Annotated in this window: 11 protein-coding genes; 6 read left to right on the forward strand and 5 right to left on the reverse strand. The window is 73.1% G+C overall.

The window, feature by feature from the left end; all coding sequences use genetic code 11:
- Window positions 1-71: 71 nt before the first annotated feature.
- A complete protein-coding gene (locus ACWED2_RS05725; RefSeq protein ID WP_449689261.1) occupies window positions 72-3323 on the reverse strand; it encodes a BTAD domain-containing putative transcriptional regulator in 3252 nt (1083 codons plus the stop codon).
- 174 nt (window positions 3324-3497) lie between these two features.
- Here ACWED2_RS05725 and ACWED2_RS05730 point away from each other — a divergent pair, with 174 nt between their 5' ends.
- From ACWED2_RS05730 to ACWED2_RS05745, 4 genes are read left to right on the forward strand one after another with little or no spacing between them, the layout of a single operon-like run.
- The gene (locus ACWED2_RS05730) at window positions 3498-3767 is read left to right on the forward strand and encodes a WXG100 family type VII secretion target (RefSeq protein ID WP_449689262.1); all 270 of its coding nucleotides are present in this window, start codon (window positions 3498-3500) and stop codon (window positions 3765-3767) included.
- The gene (locus tag ACWED2_RS05735; RefSeq protein ID WP_449689263.1) at window positions 3764-4009 is read left to right on the forward strand and encodes a WXG100 family type VII secretion target; all 246 of its coding nucleotides are present in this window, start codon (window positions 3764-3766) and stop codon (window positions 4007-4009) included. The genes ACWED2_RS05730 and ACWED2_RS05735 overlap by 4 nt, the downstream gene beginning before the upstream one ends.
- A gap of 46 nt (window positions 4010-4055) precedes the next feature.
- Window positions 4056-4658, forward strand: coding sequence for a helix-turn-helix transcriptional regulator (locus tag ACWED2_RS05740; protein ID WP_091317867.1), 603 nt, complete (start codon window positions 4056-4058; stop codon window positions 4656-4658).
- A 47-nt stretch (window positions 4659-4705) separates the two neighbouring features.
- Window positions 4706-6031 carry an amidase gene (locus tag ACWED2_RS05745; protein WP_449689264.1) on the forward strand — a complete coding sequence of 442 codons (1326 nt, stop codon included), beginning with the start codon at window positions 4706-4708 and terminating at the stop codon, window positions 6029-6031.
- 255 nt (window positions 6032-6286) lie between these two features.
- Here ACWED2_RS05745 and ACWED2_RS05750 read toward each other — a convergent pair whose 3' ends face one another.
- From ACWED2_RS05750 to ACWED2_RS05765, 4 genes are all read right to left on the reverse strand, one after another.
- Window positions 6287-7498 (reverse strand): cell division protein DivIVA, encoded by a 1212-nt coding sequence (locus tag ACWED2_RS05750; RefSeq protein WP_449689265.1) that lies wholly within the window; start codon window positions 7496-7498, stop codon window positions 6287-6289.
- Window positions 7499-7603: 105 nt separating this feature from the next.
- Entirely contained in the window at window positions 7604-9598 is a 1995-nt protein-coding gene (locus ACWED2_RS05755; RefSeq protein WP_449689266.1) for an SDR family oxidoreductase, read from the reverse strand.
- A 101-nt stretch (window positions 9599-9699) separates the two neighbouring features.
- Window positions 9700-10533: a class F sortase gene (locus ACWED2_RS05760; RefSeq protein ID WP_449689267.1), complete on the reverse strand. Its 834-nt coding sequence runs from the start codon at window positions 10531-10533 to the stop codon at window positions 9700-9702.
- A gap of 4 nt (window positions 10534-10537) precedes the next feature.
- Window positions 10538-11998, reverse strand: coding sequence for an MSCRAMM family protein (locus tag ACWED2_RS05765; protein WP_449689268.1), 1461 nt, complete (start codon window positions 11996-11998; stop codon window positions 10538-10540).
- Between the two features lie 317 nt (window positions 11999-12315).
- Here ACWED2_RS05765 and ACWED2_RS05770 point away from each other — a divergent pair, with 317 nt between their 5' ends.
- Both ACWED2_RS05770 and ACWED2_RS05775 read left to right on the forward strand, forming a co-directional pair.
- Window positions 12316-13149, forward strand: a complete 834-nt coding sequence (locus tag ACWED2_RS05770; RefSeq protein WP_449689270.1) for a Bax inhibitor-1/YccA family protein — start codon at window positions 12316-12318, stop codon at window positions 13147-13149.
- A 193-nt stretch (window positions 13150-13342) separates the two neighbouring features.
- Window positions 13343-14035, forward strand: coding sequence for an LppU/SCO3897 family protein (locus tag ACWED2_RS05775; protein ID WP_449689300.1), 693 nt, complete (start codon window positions 13343-13345; stop codon window positions 14033-14035).
- The last annotated feature ends 113 nt before the right edge of the window (window positions 14036-14148 follow it).

Genomic DNA, 14148 nt, shown 5'->3' on the forward strand with positions numbered 1-14148 from the left:
ACCGGATGCGCTGAAGGGCATCTTCCGCTCGACGGACGGCAGGAAGGTGCCCTTCAGCCCGGGTTGGCGGATCAGTGGCCGGCGGCAGCTCGCGACCGGGCCGCGGGGGCGCGCCGGATGCCGAACGGCCCCATCCGGGCCTCCGCGCGCCGGACGTCCCACACCGCGCCCATCTCCGTGTACGCCGTCAACGCGCCCCGGAACGCCGTGCGTGCCTCCGCCAGCTCTCCCGACTCCGCCAGCAGGATCGCCGCGTCCTCGGTCGCCTTCGCGTGCTTCAGCAGCCGCCCGGCCGCCCGGTAGTGCCCGGCCGCCGTCAGGACCGGCCCGGGGTCCCCGGCCGCCAGGCCGCGGCAGTGCGAGGCCGCCGCCGCGTGGGCCGGCGGGATCTCGCCGGCGGGCTCGAGCAGGCGCACGGCCTCCCGCACGCGTTGCCGGTCGCCGAGCGACAAGGCGAGCCGCACCAGGTCGGGGAGCCACTGGTGCCGGGCCGCCGGCGGGTAGTTGTCCTCCAGCAACGGCAGCAACGCCGCCAGCGCCGCCTCCGGTCTGCCCTCCTGCTCGGCCAGCAGCGCACGGGCCGCGAGCAGGAAGTCGCCGCCGTCGGGCTCCAGCCCCGGCGGCCACTGCTGCCGGTCGGCCGCGTCGAGGTGCGTCCTGGCCTGGCCCGGTTCGCCGCGGTGCCCGGCGATCAGCGCGCCGACGCCGTGGACCAGCAACGCCGAACCCGGGCTGCGCAGCACGTAGGACGCCGTCTCGGCGCCGTCGCGGATCACCGCGTCCAGCTCGGCCAGCGCCTCCGGCCAGCGGCCCAGCCAGTAGTAGTGCACCGCGCCGGCCAGGTGCATCTCGCCCGGCACCGCGCGGGTGGCGGCGATCCGGCGGGCGGCGTCGAGCGGTTCGGCGGCCTCGTCGAGGCTGTCGAGGTTCGGCACGGCCAGCGCCGCGTCGTCCAGCGGGTGCAGCCCGGCCGGCGCCAGCGCCGTCGCTTCGCCCAGCTTTTCCAGCGTGGCCAGCAGGGCTTCGTGCCGCCCGCGCCACATCTCCGGGACGTCGGTGTCGTCGAGCGTCCGCTTCAGCTCGGCGGTCGCCTCGGAGAAGTCGCCGCGGCGGTAGTAGACGTAGGCCAGGATCCAGCGCATTTCGGCCGCGCGCCTGCTGTCCGACGTCCGCGCGACGACCGAGCGCGCCTCGGCTTCGGGCTCCCGGCCGAGCCAGAACAGCAGCCGGGCCAGCGTCGCGGTCAGCGTCTCCCGCGCGTCCGGCGGCAGCGCGCCCTGGGTGACGGCGTGGCGCAGCAGGTCGACCGCGACCCGCGGGGTCTCGGTGGCGACCGTGCCTATGTTTTCCAGCAGCCACCCGGTGACCCACGGGTCCACCTGGGCGGGCGCGGCGGCGAGCTGCTGGGCGACACGTTCGGCGGGCGCGCCCGAGGCGGCGAAGGCCTCGGCCAGCTGCCGGTGCAGCGCGACCCGCATCGCGGCGGGCGTCTTTTCGTAGAGCACGCGGCGCACCAGCGGGTGCCGGAACGCCAGCCGGTCGCCCGATTCGACGAGCACCCCGGACGTGATCGCCTCGTCGACCGCGCCGACCAGCGCCGTCGGCGGCCGCTCGGTGGCGACGGCGATGTCCGACGGCGAGAACTCGCGGCCCAGCAGCGCCGCCCAGCGCAGGGTGTCGCGGGTCCCGCTGGAGAGGAAGCTCAGGTACTGCGTGATCCGCGAGCCGAGCGGCGCCGGGATCGTCTGGCACGAATTGCCGTCCAGGTGCGCGTGGACGCCGTCGAGCACGATCATCGACTGTGCGAGCAGCGTCTCGACGATTTCCCTGGTGTAGCGCGGGTTTCCGGCCGCGTAGGAGACGAGCAGCTGCAGGCCGGGCCCGGGTGGCGCGCCGGCCAGCTCGGTGGCCAGCTCGCGGGTGGCGTCCTCGGCCAGCGGCGGCAGGACCAGGACGGTGATGTCATCGTTGTCGAGCAGGTCGTCGAGCGCGGCCGGCCGGGGCACCGGACGGCAGGCGCCGACGAGCAGCAACGGCAGCTCCCGCGTCTCCCGGCTCAGGTAGCGCCAGACGCGCAGCGTGGCGTCGTCGGCCCACTGCAGGTCGTCGAGCACGAGCACCAGTGGCGCCTCCGCGCACAGCTCGCGGACCAGCCCGAGCACGTCGTCGACCGGGTCCTCGCCGGACTGCTCGGCGAGCCGCGCGGCCAGTGCGGCCCGGCGCGGGTCGGTGGCGCGCGGGTGCACGCCCAGCGCGTCGAGCAACGGCCGCAGGGAGAACCGCTGGTCCAGCGCGTCCGCGGCGGCGAAGGCCGGGTGGAAGTCCTCGGCCGCGGCGAGGACTTCGGCGAGCAGCGCGGTGCGGCCGCTGCCCGGCTCGCCTTCCAGCCACACGGACCGGCCGGCACCGGCGCCGAGGCCGGCGACGGCCTCGTGCAGCCGGTCGAGTTCGGCCTCCCGGCCGACGAAGATGTCCGCCCGTGCCGGCCGCGCGGCGGTCGGTACCCGCGCCGGCCGCCGGGGTGCCGGTGGCGTCGGGCCCGGTGCCGCGGCGGGCTGCTCCAGGAGGTCGTCGTGCAGCCGCCGCAGGGCCGGGCCGGGTTCGGTGCCCGAGGACTCGACCAGCCGGTCGCGGAAGTCGGCGTACACCGAGATCGCCTCGGTCCGGCGGCCGGCTCCGGCCAGGGCGCGCATGAGCAGCCCGCGCAACGTCTCGCGGAACGGGTGTTCGCGGGTCAACGCGGTCAGTTCGGCGACGAGTTCGGTGTGCCCGCCCGAGTCCAGCACGACCTCGGCGCGCCGCTCGACGGTCGCCAGCCGCACCTCGGTGAGCCGGGCGCGCTGGGCGGCGGCGAACGGCCCGGGCAGGCCGGACAGCGGGACGCCGTGCCAGAGCGCCAAAGCCTCGTCGAAGGCCTCGCGGGCACCGTGGAGATCGCCGGCCGCGTGCCGGCGTTGCGCCTGCTCTCGCAGGGCTTCGAACCGGTGGACGTCGATCGCCTCGGCGTCCAGCCGCAGCGAATAGCCCGAACCGATCGACGCGAGCAGCTGCGGGCCCTCGCCCTTGGCCCGGCCGGGTTCCAGCGCGCGCCGCAGCCCGGAAACGTAGGTGTAGATGGAGCCCTGCGCGCTCTGCGGCGGCGCGTCGCCCCAGACGGCGTCGATCAGCTCTTCGCGCGAAACCGTGCGGTTCGGGTGCATCGCCAGCGCGGCGAGGACCGTGCGGCGGTGCGCGGAGCCGAGGTCCAGCTCGGTTTCGCCTTGCCAGGCCTTCATCGGGCCCAGCAGCTGGAGTCTCGGTGCGGAGCCGTCCGCGGCCGACATCGGTCTCCTTTCGTGCGTGAACGAATCGTCACGCGCCGGATGCCTGCCGTGAGCATACGCGGATGCCGTGACCCGGCAGGCAAGGATGGCGGACATTCGGGCAACGGCCCACCGGCGGGGTTCCGTGCCGCCGCGGGCGTGCGTCAGGCTCGGGGAGCCGGAGAGGAGCCCCGCATGGCGACAGCGTCGACCGGAGACGTGCCGACCGAAGACATGCAGCGGGCCGCCGCCTGCTTCGCGTCCGCCCTCGACGGCGCCCGGTCCCGCCTGCGCGACGTCAACAGCGAGATGGGGATGGTGCAGGCGTCGTGGCGCGGCGAGGCATCGGTGCGGTTCGGCCAGGCGATGAGCGACTGGGAGCAGGAGTTCGACGTGATCCTGTCGCGGCTGGCGCAGCTGCTGGAGGCGACCGGCGGCTCGATGCCGCGGCCGCGCCTGCCGTGACGCGGCTCGACTTCAGCTTCGCCGACCTGGTGCTGGACCGGATGGGCGCCATCACCGGGGAGATCGGCGAGCTGCTGGCCGACCTGGAGGCCCGGGTCGAGCCCGAGCTGGCGGCCTGGCCGCCGGAGGCGCGGGAGGAGTACTGGCGCGCCAAGCGCGACTGGGCCCGCGCGGCCGGGCGGATGCCGGGGTGTCTGGAGCGGGCGCGGGCGGCGTTCGGGGAGCTGTCTTCACGGGCGTGAAGGCGGAATAGGGAAGGCGTGAAGACACGCCGTCCACACTGCCCCCATGAAGCCCGTCGAAGTGAGCGTCCTCGCCTCGGACCCGATCACGCACGCCGGCGCGGTGAGCCTCCTGGACAACCATCCCGACGTCCGGCTGACCGACCTCGTGCCGGACGTGCTGCTGGTGATGGAGGACCACGTCACCGAGGCCGTGCTCGGCGAAATCCGGGCGGCCAAGGCGTCCCACGTCGTGCTGGTCGTCGAGCACTTCCGCGAAAGCGACCTGATGGCGGCGCTGGAGTGCGGCGTGGTGGCGATCCTGCCGCGCCGCGAGACAGGCGGCGCCGAGCTGGTCACGGCGGTGCTCGCCGCGGGCGACGGCACGGCCAACCTGCCGCCGCGGCTGCAGGGCGCGCTGCTCGCGCAGGTGCAGCGGATGCGCAAGGACGTCCTCGAGCCGAACGGGCTCACGCTGTCCGGGCTCGCGGCCCGCGAGTGCGACGTGCTGCGCCTGGTCGCCGAGGGCTTCGGGACCGAGGAGATCGCGGCGAAGCTGTGCTACTCGGAGCGGACGGTGAAGAACGTCCTCTACGGGCTCATGACGCGCTGCGGGCTGAACAACCGCGCCCACGCCGTCGCTTACGCGTTGCGAGCGGGCGCAATCTGAGACGTTTTCTTTGCTGCTGTCACCTCTTCGTGGGCTAGGGTCCGATCATGGTGCTCACGGCAGTGGAGATCGCGGCCTCCGTCCGGGCTGGGAAGCTCGATCCGGTGCGGGTCACCGAGGACGCTTTGGAGCGGATCGCCGCGGCGGACGGCGTCGTCGGCGCCTTCCGGCGGGTGCGTGCCGAGGAGGCGGTGAAGGAAGCCGCGGAGGTCGCCGCGCGGCCGGATCTCGCGGCGCTGCCGCTGGCCGGGGTGCCGGTCGCGGTCAAGGACGTCACCGAGCTGGCCGGCGAGTACGCGTCGCACGGTTCGCTGGCGGGATCTTCCGCGCGGGCGGCGGCGGACGGCGTGATCGCGGCGCGGCTGCGCGCGGCGGGCGCGGTGGTCGTCGGGCTGACCCGGGTGCCGGAGCTGTGCATCTGGCCGATGAGCGACACCCCGGACGGCATCGCCCGCAACCCGTGGGACCCGACGTACGCGGCGGGCGGCTCGTCGGGCGGCAGCGCGGCGGCGGTGGCGGCGGGGCTGGTCCCGCTGGCCCACGGCTCGGACGGCATGGGCTCGGTCCGCCTCCCGGCGGCGATGTGCGGCCTGGTCGGCTTGAAGCCGGGCGCGGACCTGCTGCCGGAGGGCGGCTGGTTCGGCATGTCGGTGCACGGCCCGCTGGCGACGACGGTCGCCGACACGGCGTTGCTGCTGTCGGTGCTGGCTGCCTGTCCGGAGCTGGCTTCGGTGGAAACGCCGTCGCCGGTCCGCATCGGCATGTCGACGACGGTGCCGCTGTTGCACACGCCGGTCCCGAAGGAGCTGGTGGCGGCGGTCTCGACGGCGGCGGGCCACCTGGCGGCGGCGGGCCACGCGATCTCCCCGGCGGCACCGCGCTACCCGGTGACGATGGCTCTGGGCATGACGGCCCGCTGGCTCGCGGGCCCGGCGGTCCAGGCCCGCGAGTTCGACGTCTCGCGGTTGCAGCGCCGGACCCGAGCCCACGTCCGCGCGGGGCGCCTGCTGGAGCGGGCCGGGCTGCTCCGCCCGCAGACGCGTGCCCGGTGGGTCGAACGGGCGGAGGAGTTCTTCGCGGCGCACGAGGTGTTGCTGACGCCGACGCTCTCGCACTGGCCGGTGAAGGCCGGGCGCTGGCACGAGCGCGGGTGGCTGGCGAACGTCCTGCCGTCGACGCGCCTGGGTGGCTTCACGGGCCAGTGGAACTTCGCGGGCTACCCGGCGATCACGGTCCCGGCGGGCCGGTCGGCGGTGTCGGGGCTGCCGACGTCGGTCCAGCTGGTGGCCCGCCCGGGCGGGGAGGCGCTGCTGCTGGGCTTGGCGGCCCAGCTGGAAGCGGCGAACCCCTGGCCCCGCACCGCCCGCAACTGAGAGCGCGCAGCTTGTGCACAACTGAAGGCGCGCAGCTTGTGCACAACTGAAGGCGCGCTGCGCCCGGGCGCCGGAAACTGTCGGTGCCTGACGGTAGCGTAAAAACCGGGGGGCCCCTCCACGCGCGCGGGTTGTGGGCTTCGCAGCGCGCGCTCGGCTGGGGGCCCCTCAGACCCGGAACGCGATGAAGGCCGCGCCGGGGACCCCAGGAGTCCCGCAACGCGGCCTTCACGGATGTTCGGCGCTGCCGGTGGCTCAGTTGCCCGGCTTGCTCCCCGTCGGCGAGAGCGGCTTCGCCCCGTTGCCGTTCGCGGGCTTGGTCGCCGGGCCGTTCGAGTTCGCCGGCGTGTTCCCCGGCTTCGCCGCCTGTGGCGCCGGCTTCGCCGCCGCCGCGGGCTTGGCCGCCTGCGGTGCCGGCTTCGGAGCCGCCGCCGGCTTCGGGGCGGGCTTCGAAACCGCCGGCTTCGGGATCGCGGGCTGGACCACCGGCACGACCGGCGCCGCCGGGGTCGTGGCCGAGTCCACGTCCGAGTCGCCGCCCACCAGCTTCGACGCCTGGGGGATCACCGCCTCCTCCGGCAGCGTCGCCAGCTGCGTCTCGCTCCGGTTGAGGATGTCCTCCGCCATCGCCAGGCTCTTGCGCGCCTGCTCGCGGATCTCCGCCAGCCGCTCGACCTTCCGGTTCGCCGCCGTCGTGCGCTGGGCCGCCTGGGTGGTCGCCTCGTCGAGCCGGCGCTTGGCCTCCGCCGTCGCCTCGTCGAGCCGCCGCTTCGCCTCGGCCGTCGCCTCCGCGAGCCGGCGCTCCGCCTGGTTCTTGCTCGCCGTGCGCTGGTCGGCGACGTGCTTCTCCAGCGCCGCCTTCTGGGCCGCCTGGGACGCCTCGAACTCGCGCTCCAGCTTCCGGCGCTTGCGCTCGGCCTCGTTGTCCAGCAGCTCCCGCCGCTGGGCCGCCTCGACCGTCAGCCGCTGCACTTCGGCGCGCGTCTCCGCCAGCGCGGCTTCGTGCTCGGAGTGCAGCAGGTCGGCCTGCTTGTCCAGCTCCGCGACCAGCTTCGAGTACCGCTCACGCAGCTTCGTCGACGCCTCCGTCGAGGACGCCCACGTCTTCTCCGCGGCCACCTCGGCCCGCTTGATGATCTCGTCCGCGCGGGCCTGCGCGAGCGTGACCGTGCGCTGCATCCGCTCGTCGAGGTCCTCGAGCCGCTCCGGCGGCTTCTTCAGCTCCTCGATGCGCGCCTCCAGCGCCGCGACCTGTTGCCGGACGGTCTCGGCTTCGCGGGTCGCGGCGGCGGCCTGCGCCGCCGCGGCGTCGCGTTCGCTGAGCACCCGGCGCAGCTGGGCTTCGATGTGGTCGAGGTACTGCCGGACCTCGTTGCGGTCGAAGCCGTGCCAAGCCTGGGTGTACTCACGACGGAGGGGGAGAAGGCCGTTGAGGGCGGTTGCGGCGGGGTCGCGCTCAGGAACCATGGGCCCGACCGTACCCGGGCACCCGCCGCCTCCGCCTTCCGGCTTGACGAATCACTGACAAGTGTCGCCGTGTCGCCGGAATGGCCTCACCCCGGAAACGCAGTGTTACCAGTGGAAGCCGCGCGAGAGCCGGGCCAGCGCCATCGCCGCGCGCGAGAGGTGTTTCTCGCCACGTCCGATCTTGAGTTCGCCCGAACCGCCCGCCGCGGTCGAATCCGGGAAGATCCGGAAACCCTGGTACGCGACGGCGTCGGTGAGGCCCGGCGTGAGCGTGTACGCCAGCCCGATCGCCTGCCCCGCCGGGGTGCCGATGTGCTTGGGCCGCTCGACGAGCGCCTTCATCACCATGTCCGCGGCCTGCTCCGGCGACTTCGTCGGGAACGCGTCGTAGATCTTCGTCGGCCGGATCATCGGGGTGCGCACCAGCGGCATGTGGATGGTGGTGAAGGTGATCCCGTCGCCGTGGGTCTCGGTGGCCGCGATCCGAGAGAAGTAGTCCAGCGCCGCCTTCGACGCCGCGTACGCCGAGAAGCGCGGCGCGATGCCCTGGACGCCGATCGACGACACGTTCACGATGTGCCCGAACTTGCGCTCCGACATGTGCGGCAGCACCGCGAGGATCAGCCGCACCGCGCCGAAGTAGTTGATCGCCATCGCGCGCTCGTAGTCGTGCATCCGGTCGTACGACAGCTTGATCGACCGGCGGATCGACCGGCCGGCGTTGTTCACCAGCATGTCGATCCGGCCGTGCTCGGCCAGCATCGCGTCGACGGCCTTGTGCACCGAGTCCTCGTCGGTCAGGTCGGCCGGGTACACCGACGCCGTGCCGCCCGCGGCGACGATCTCGTCGCGGACCTCTTCCAGCTCGTGCTGGCGGCGCGCGACGAGCAGCGGGACACCACCGGCCGCTGCAACCTTGAGCGCGGTCGCGCGCCCGATGCCCGAGGACGCGCCGGTGATGATCACGCGACGGCCGTCCAGCTCGCCGCGCGGGCCGTGCTTGCGGGCGCGGAACGGGTCGAGGTGCTCGCGCCAGTAGCGCCACAGCGTCGGCGCGTACTCCTCCAGCCGCGGGACCTCCACCGTGCCGGCGAGCGCCTTGCGCGTCTCGGCCGAGGAGAACACCGACGGGAACGCCATCGTGTCGAGCAGCACCGGCGGGATGCCGAACCGCTCCATGACGGCGTCGCGCGCGATGGTGACGCCGGGGATGTGCTCGGTCAGCTTGACCAGCCCGACGATCCGCTTCGAGATGCCTTCGCCCAGCTGCACGGTGATCGTCGGCGCGCCCGCGGCCCGCGCGAAGGCGTTGTACACCGAGACGACCGGCTGCGGCTCGGGGTTGACCAGGTGGAAGGCGTGGCCGTCCAGCCCCGGCTTGACCACCAGCTCCAGCAGTGCCTTGGCGACGTAGTCGACCGGCACGATGTTCGTGTCACCGAGGTCGGGGCCGACGATCGGCAGCACGTCCGGCAGCCCGGCGAGCCGGTTGATCGCGGGGAAGAGGTAGTACGGCCCGTCGATCTTGTCCATTTCGCCGGTCTCGGAGTGCCCGACGACGACGGCCGGCCGGTACACCCGCCACGGCACCTCGGTCTGCTCGCGGACGATCTTCTCGGCTTCGAACTTGGTCCGGTGGTACGGCGTCACGAGCCGCTGCCCGGCGTCGAACATCTCCTCGGTGAACACGCCTTCGTGGTCGCCCGCGACGGCCACCGACGAGACGTGGTGCAGGCAGCCCGCGCGCAGGTCCGCGGCGAGGTCGACGACCGCCCGCGTACCGTCCACATTGGCCTTGATGCTGGCTTCGTCGTCGGCGGTGAGGTCGTAGAGCGCGGCGAGGTGGACGATGTGGTCGACGCCGCCGCGCAGCTGCTCCCGGTCGGCTTCGGACACGCCGAGCAGCGGCTCGGCCAGGTCGCCGGTGACGAGCGTGACGCGGTCGGAGTGCGGCCACTGGTCGACCAGCGCGGCCAGCTTGGCCCGCGAGGACGCGCGCACCACGAGGGCGACGCGGTCGTCGTCGGGGCGGGAGAGCAGCAGCCGGGTGAAGTGGCGCCCGATCAGTCCGGTCGCCCCGGTCACCAAGAACGTCGCCATCGTCTTCACACCTCTCGCTCCACAGCCCTGACCCTGGGCATTCTGCTGCATGGCGACGCCGTCGACCACCGTTTCCAAACGTGATGTTACCCACGAGTAACTTAGGCGGGGTCCGCGATGACGACGCGGTTCTCCTCGTAGCCGTCCGATCCGCCGACCCAGCGGCCGCCGCACGTCACCAGCACGACGCGGTGCGGCCCGGACGGGCCGAACAGGGTGTCGGCGCGCGCGGGCAGGTCGCTCTTGTGCACCGTGACCAGCTGCGAGATCCGGTACCGCCAGGTCTTGCCCGCGGTGTCCACAATGGTCACTTCGGCACCGATCCGGGCGTTCCACAGCTCGGCGAACGGCCCGGTCGCGCCCCGCCAGTTCACGTGGCCGGCGAACACGCTCGCCCCGCCCGCCGCGTCGAGTGACGCGCCCCACCAGGTGGCCTGCCCGAGGTCGGTGGGCACCGGCAGCTCGCCGCCCGGGCCGAGGTCCTTGCGCACCAGCGTCGCCGTCCCGCCGTCGGGCAGCCGGACGGTGCCCGGCCGCTGCGGCGGCGGAGGCGCCGGCGAGGACGGCGATGGTGCAGACGGCGCGGACGACGGCGTCTGCGCGGCCGGTGCGGCCGGAGCCGCGGACGCGGTGGCCGCCGGGGATGGGGACGGCACCGAGGCCGCGGCCCCGCCCGCACCCGCGGCGGGCAGCGCCGTGCCGGTCACGACGGCCATCGGCCGCGAGGCGAACACGGCGGGGCCGTACTGCACCGCGAGCACGGTCGCCGCGCCGAGGGCGAAGCCGGCGAGCAGCCGGCCCCGGCCGGGCTGCCGCCCGGGCGGATCCCGGCGGTCGCCGGGCTGCTCGTCGTCGACGGCCGCCCAGCCGATGCCCCGGTGCCACTCGTCGACGAACCAGTCCTCGCCCCGCCAGTCGTCGTCGTGCTCCGCCACGCCGTTACCGCCGGGACGCCCGCCGCGCGGCCAAGCCGGCGAGCCCGGCCGTCAGCAGCACGAGCAGGCCGAGGCCGGCCAGCCCCGGCACGGAGTAGCTCGTCTCGACGACCCCGCGCGCCTGCGCGACCGGCTGGTCGCCGGCCGGGATCGCGCGCGGGACCTCGTTCGGCTTGTTCGTCACGGTCAGGGCGAGCGTCTCGCCAGGCTGCACGGTGCCGCACGCCGACGGCGGGTTCTGCGGGTCGTAGGCGTTCGTGTAGCCCGGGGGCGGGCTCGCCTCGACGACGCAGATCTCCTGCGGGGCGCGGAGGTTCTCCACCGCCACGCCGCCGGTCTTGCCGTCGGTGGTGACGACCACGGGCTTGCCGTCGGCCCCGGTGAGCGGCTTGCCGTCCTGGCCGAGCGCCGCGGACGTCCTGTCCTTGCCGGTGATCCGCAGGACGGCGCCGCCGACGCCCGCGCCGGTGTTCGCGTCGGTCTTGGTCACCTGGACCTTGCCGGGCTTCGCGACGTTGACGACGCCCTGGGCGGTCAGCTCCTTTTCGCCGCCGGTGGAGACCACGCGCTGCACCTTGGTGTCGACCGGCACCCGCACGTACGGCCGGTCGGCCGGGGCGGACAGCGCGGCCACCAGCTTCGGCTGGTCGCCGGCCGGGGTCAGCTTCACCGTCACGGTGCCGTCGGCGCCCGTCTTGAGCGTGACCTCCTTCGCGGCGGCCTGCGGGCTCGAGTTCCCGGCGGTGCCGCCCGCCGTCCCGTCGTCGAGGGTGCCGTCGGTCGCCGTGAGCTTCACCGCGACGTCCGGGACACCCTTGTCCTTGGCGTTCTTCACCGTGACGGTCCACTCGGCGGCCTCGCCGGGGTGCTGGTCGCCCTTCGGCGTGGTCACCGAAGCCGTCCACGGCCCGCGGTTGGCCTCGGCGTCGGTCTTCAGCCGCTCGACGGCCGCCTTGGCGTCCGCCGGCAGCAGGTCGAGGTGGTATTGCGCGTCGTAGCCGATCTTGTCGTAGGTGAGCGACGGGTCCAGGTCGGCCGGCGTGCGCGGGGCGGCCGTCCACGAGTGCAGCAGGTGGGCGAGCGCCGCGGCTTCGTCCGGCTTCTTCGTGTCGCCGTAGCGCAGCAGCAGGTACGAGATGTTCGCCGCCTGGTCGGCGGGCAGCTTCGTGCCCCACTTCGTGAGCAGCTCGTCGCCCGGCTGGTACTGCTCGTCGGTGTCGGGGGCCTTGAGCTGGAAGCTCACGCAGAAGACCTGCGCCCCGCCGACGACGTACGAACCGAGCCAGTTGCGGCTCGGCCGCGGGGTCATGTTCTGGCCGGGCTTGACCTCGTAGCCGATGCCCTCCTGGCTGGCCGCCGAGGCCGGTGCCGCGCCGACCGTCACCGAAAGCGTGCCGAGCAGGGCCGCGGCGACGAGGCCGGTGAGCGCGCGAACACCCGCGCGCGGGCGTGTTGACCACCCCATGGTGTCAATGCTCCTTCGTCCGACGCGCGGCAGCGCCCGGCGTCTCTGCAGGTCACACGACTGATCAAAGCCCCGACACGCGTTCGGTGAAGATCCGAGCACGCGAAGTGAGCGTTGCGCCAAGGGGCGAAACTGTGTACCGCTCTTCGGGTGGCTGTCGCCGAACGGTCGTGACATCCGTCGCTTACCGTGTCGTCCGAGGCAGACGAGCTGCCGTCGAGTAAAGTTGTCTTTACTCGACGGGAACCGCGCGCCCGCGGCAGTCGTTGAACCCGATGCAGCGATGATCCGAGAAGCAGCAGATCCAGGAGGATCAGGTGCGATCCAGTAGCAACCCGGCGTTCCGCAACCTGCCCGGCGGCGGAACCCAGACTTACGGGCAGTACGGGCCCCCGGTGGGCTTCAACCAACCCCAGGGCGGCGTGCCCGGGTACGACCCGGGCCGGGCCACCGCCGGCGAGGGCGACCGCCCGATGACCGTCGACGACGTCGTCGTCAAGACGGGTATGTCCCTCGGCGTCGCGCTGCTCGTCGGGGTGATCACGGCGATCTGGGCCCAGGTCCAGATCGCGGAGACCGGCCGGATCCCCGGCGCGCTCCTCGGCGCGATGCTCGGCGGCCTGATCGTCGGCCTCGTCATCTCGCTGGTGATCATCTTCCGCCAGAAGCCCAGCGGCGCGCTGACGCTGACGTACTCGGCGGCCGAAGGTCTCTTCCTCGGCGCGCTGAGCGGCGTGTTCAACGCGATCTACCCCGGCATCGCGCTGCAGGCGATCATCGGCACCGCGGGTGTGTTCATCGGCATGCTGGTGGTCTACAAGACCGGCGCGGTCAAGGTCACGCCGAAGCTGACCAAGTGGATCGTCGGTGCCACCGTCGGCGTCGCGATCCTGATGCTGTTCAACCTGATCAGCACGTTCGCCTTCGGCTTCAACCCGCTGCGCGGCGGCGGCACGATCGCCATCCTGTTCAGCCTCCTCTGCATCGGCATCGCGGCCTTCAGCTTCCTGCTCGACTTCGACCAGGCGGACCGGATGATCCGCGAGGGCATGCCGTCGAAGTGGGCGTGGTACACCGCGTTCGGCCTGATGACGACCCTGGTCTGGCTCTACCTCGAGATCCTGCGGCTGCTCTCGTACTTCCGGGAGTAACCTGGCTCACAGTTCCGCAGTGAAGGCGCTCCGTAATCGGCGGGGCGCCTTTTCTGTGGGTAATTCGTGCATTTGCGGACCCCGGTGCGGGTGGCGCTCACCCTGCGTGTTTGATGTGCCGGTCGGTTCTCATTTCACATGTGTGAGGTTCACAGTGAGCGTTCCCCCTCCGGCCCCCGGGGGCCAGCAGCCGGTGGGTCAGCCCGATCCGTACGGGCCGCCTCCGGGCGGCCAGCCGCAGCAGCCCTACGGCCAGCCGGGCCCGTACGGCCCGCCGCCGCAGGGCCAGCCGGGCCAGTACGGCCCGCCGCCCGGCCAGTTCCCGCCCGGGCAGGCCGGCTTCCCGCCCCCGCCGGCCCCGCCGAAGCGCTCGAAGGTCCTCGGCCTGATCCTCGGCGGCATCGGTGCCATCGTGGTGATCGCGCTGCTCATCGTCGGGATCATGGCCTTCATGAAGTCGCCCGACACCGCGAACGCTGGCGACTGCCTCACCATCACCGAGTTCACCCAGGGCGGGGACGACCCGGCGAAGGCCGAGTGCAACGACCCGAAGGCGAACGTCAAGATCGCCAAGAAGCTGGACAGCTCCACCGCGGACTGCCCCGGTGGCTCCGACGCGGGCTACGACACCTACTCGGTCAGCGGCCGCAGCCCGTACAAGCTGTGCCTGATGATCAACGCGAAGCAGGGCGACTGCCTGGCGAACTTCACCTCCAAGACCAAGGGCTACCTGAAGGTGCCCTGCACCGACCCGACCAAGGACGGCGAGCTCGTCAAGGTCGTGACCGGCCAGGCCGACAAGAACGTCTGCGAAGGCACCGACGCCACCCGGGTCGCGGTGTACCCGGAGCCGGCGACGACGATGTGCGTCAAGACGAACGAGTAACCGCGGACCTCGCGAAGGCCTCCTCGCTCCGCGCGAGGGGGCCTTCGCCGCGTTCAAGGTAACCCCGATTGCTCCGTTCGTCCCACACTTTGCGACGGGCTGCGACCGGTCCG

The sequence above is a fragment of the Amycolatopsis sp. NPDC005003 genome (assembly GCF_053600695.1).

Excerpts from the sequence above, each read along its gene's own strand:
- ACWED2_RS05725 (WP_449689261.1), bottom strand. The coding sequence starts at position 3,323 with ATGTCGGCCGCGGACGGCTCCGCACCGAGACTCCAGCTGCTGGGCCCG.
- ACWED2_RS05730 (WP_449689262.1), top strand. The coding sequence starts at position 3,498 with ATGGCGACAGCGTCGACCGGAGACGTGCCGACCGAAGACATGCAGCGG.
- ACWED2_RS05740 (WP_091317867.1), top strand. The coding sequence starts at position 4,056 with ATGAAGCCCGTCGAAGTGAGCGTCCTCGCCTCGGACCCGATCACGCAC.
- ACWED2_RS05745 (WP_449689264.1), top strand. The coding sequence starts at position 4,706 with ATGGTGCTCACGGCAGTGGAGATCGCGGCCTCCGTCCGGGCTGGGAAG.
- ACWED2_RS05750 (WP_449689265.1), bottom strand. The coding sequence starts at position 7,498 with ATGGTTCCTGAGCGCGACCCCGCCGCAACCGCCCTCAACGGCCTTCTC.
- ACWED2_RS05755 (WP_449689266.1), bottom strand. The coding sequence starts at position 9,598 with ATGGCGACGTTCTTGGTGACCGGGGCGACCGGACTGATCGGGCGCCAC.
- ACWED2_RS05765 (WP_449689268.1), bottom strand. The coding sequence starts at position 11,998 with ATGGGGTGGTCAACACGCCCGCGCGCGGGTGTTCGCGCGCTCACCGGC.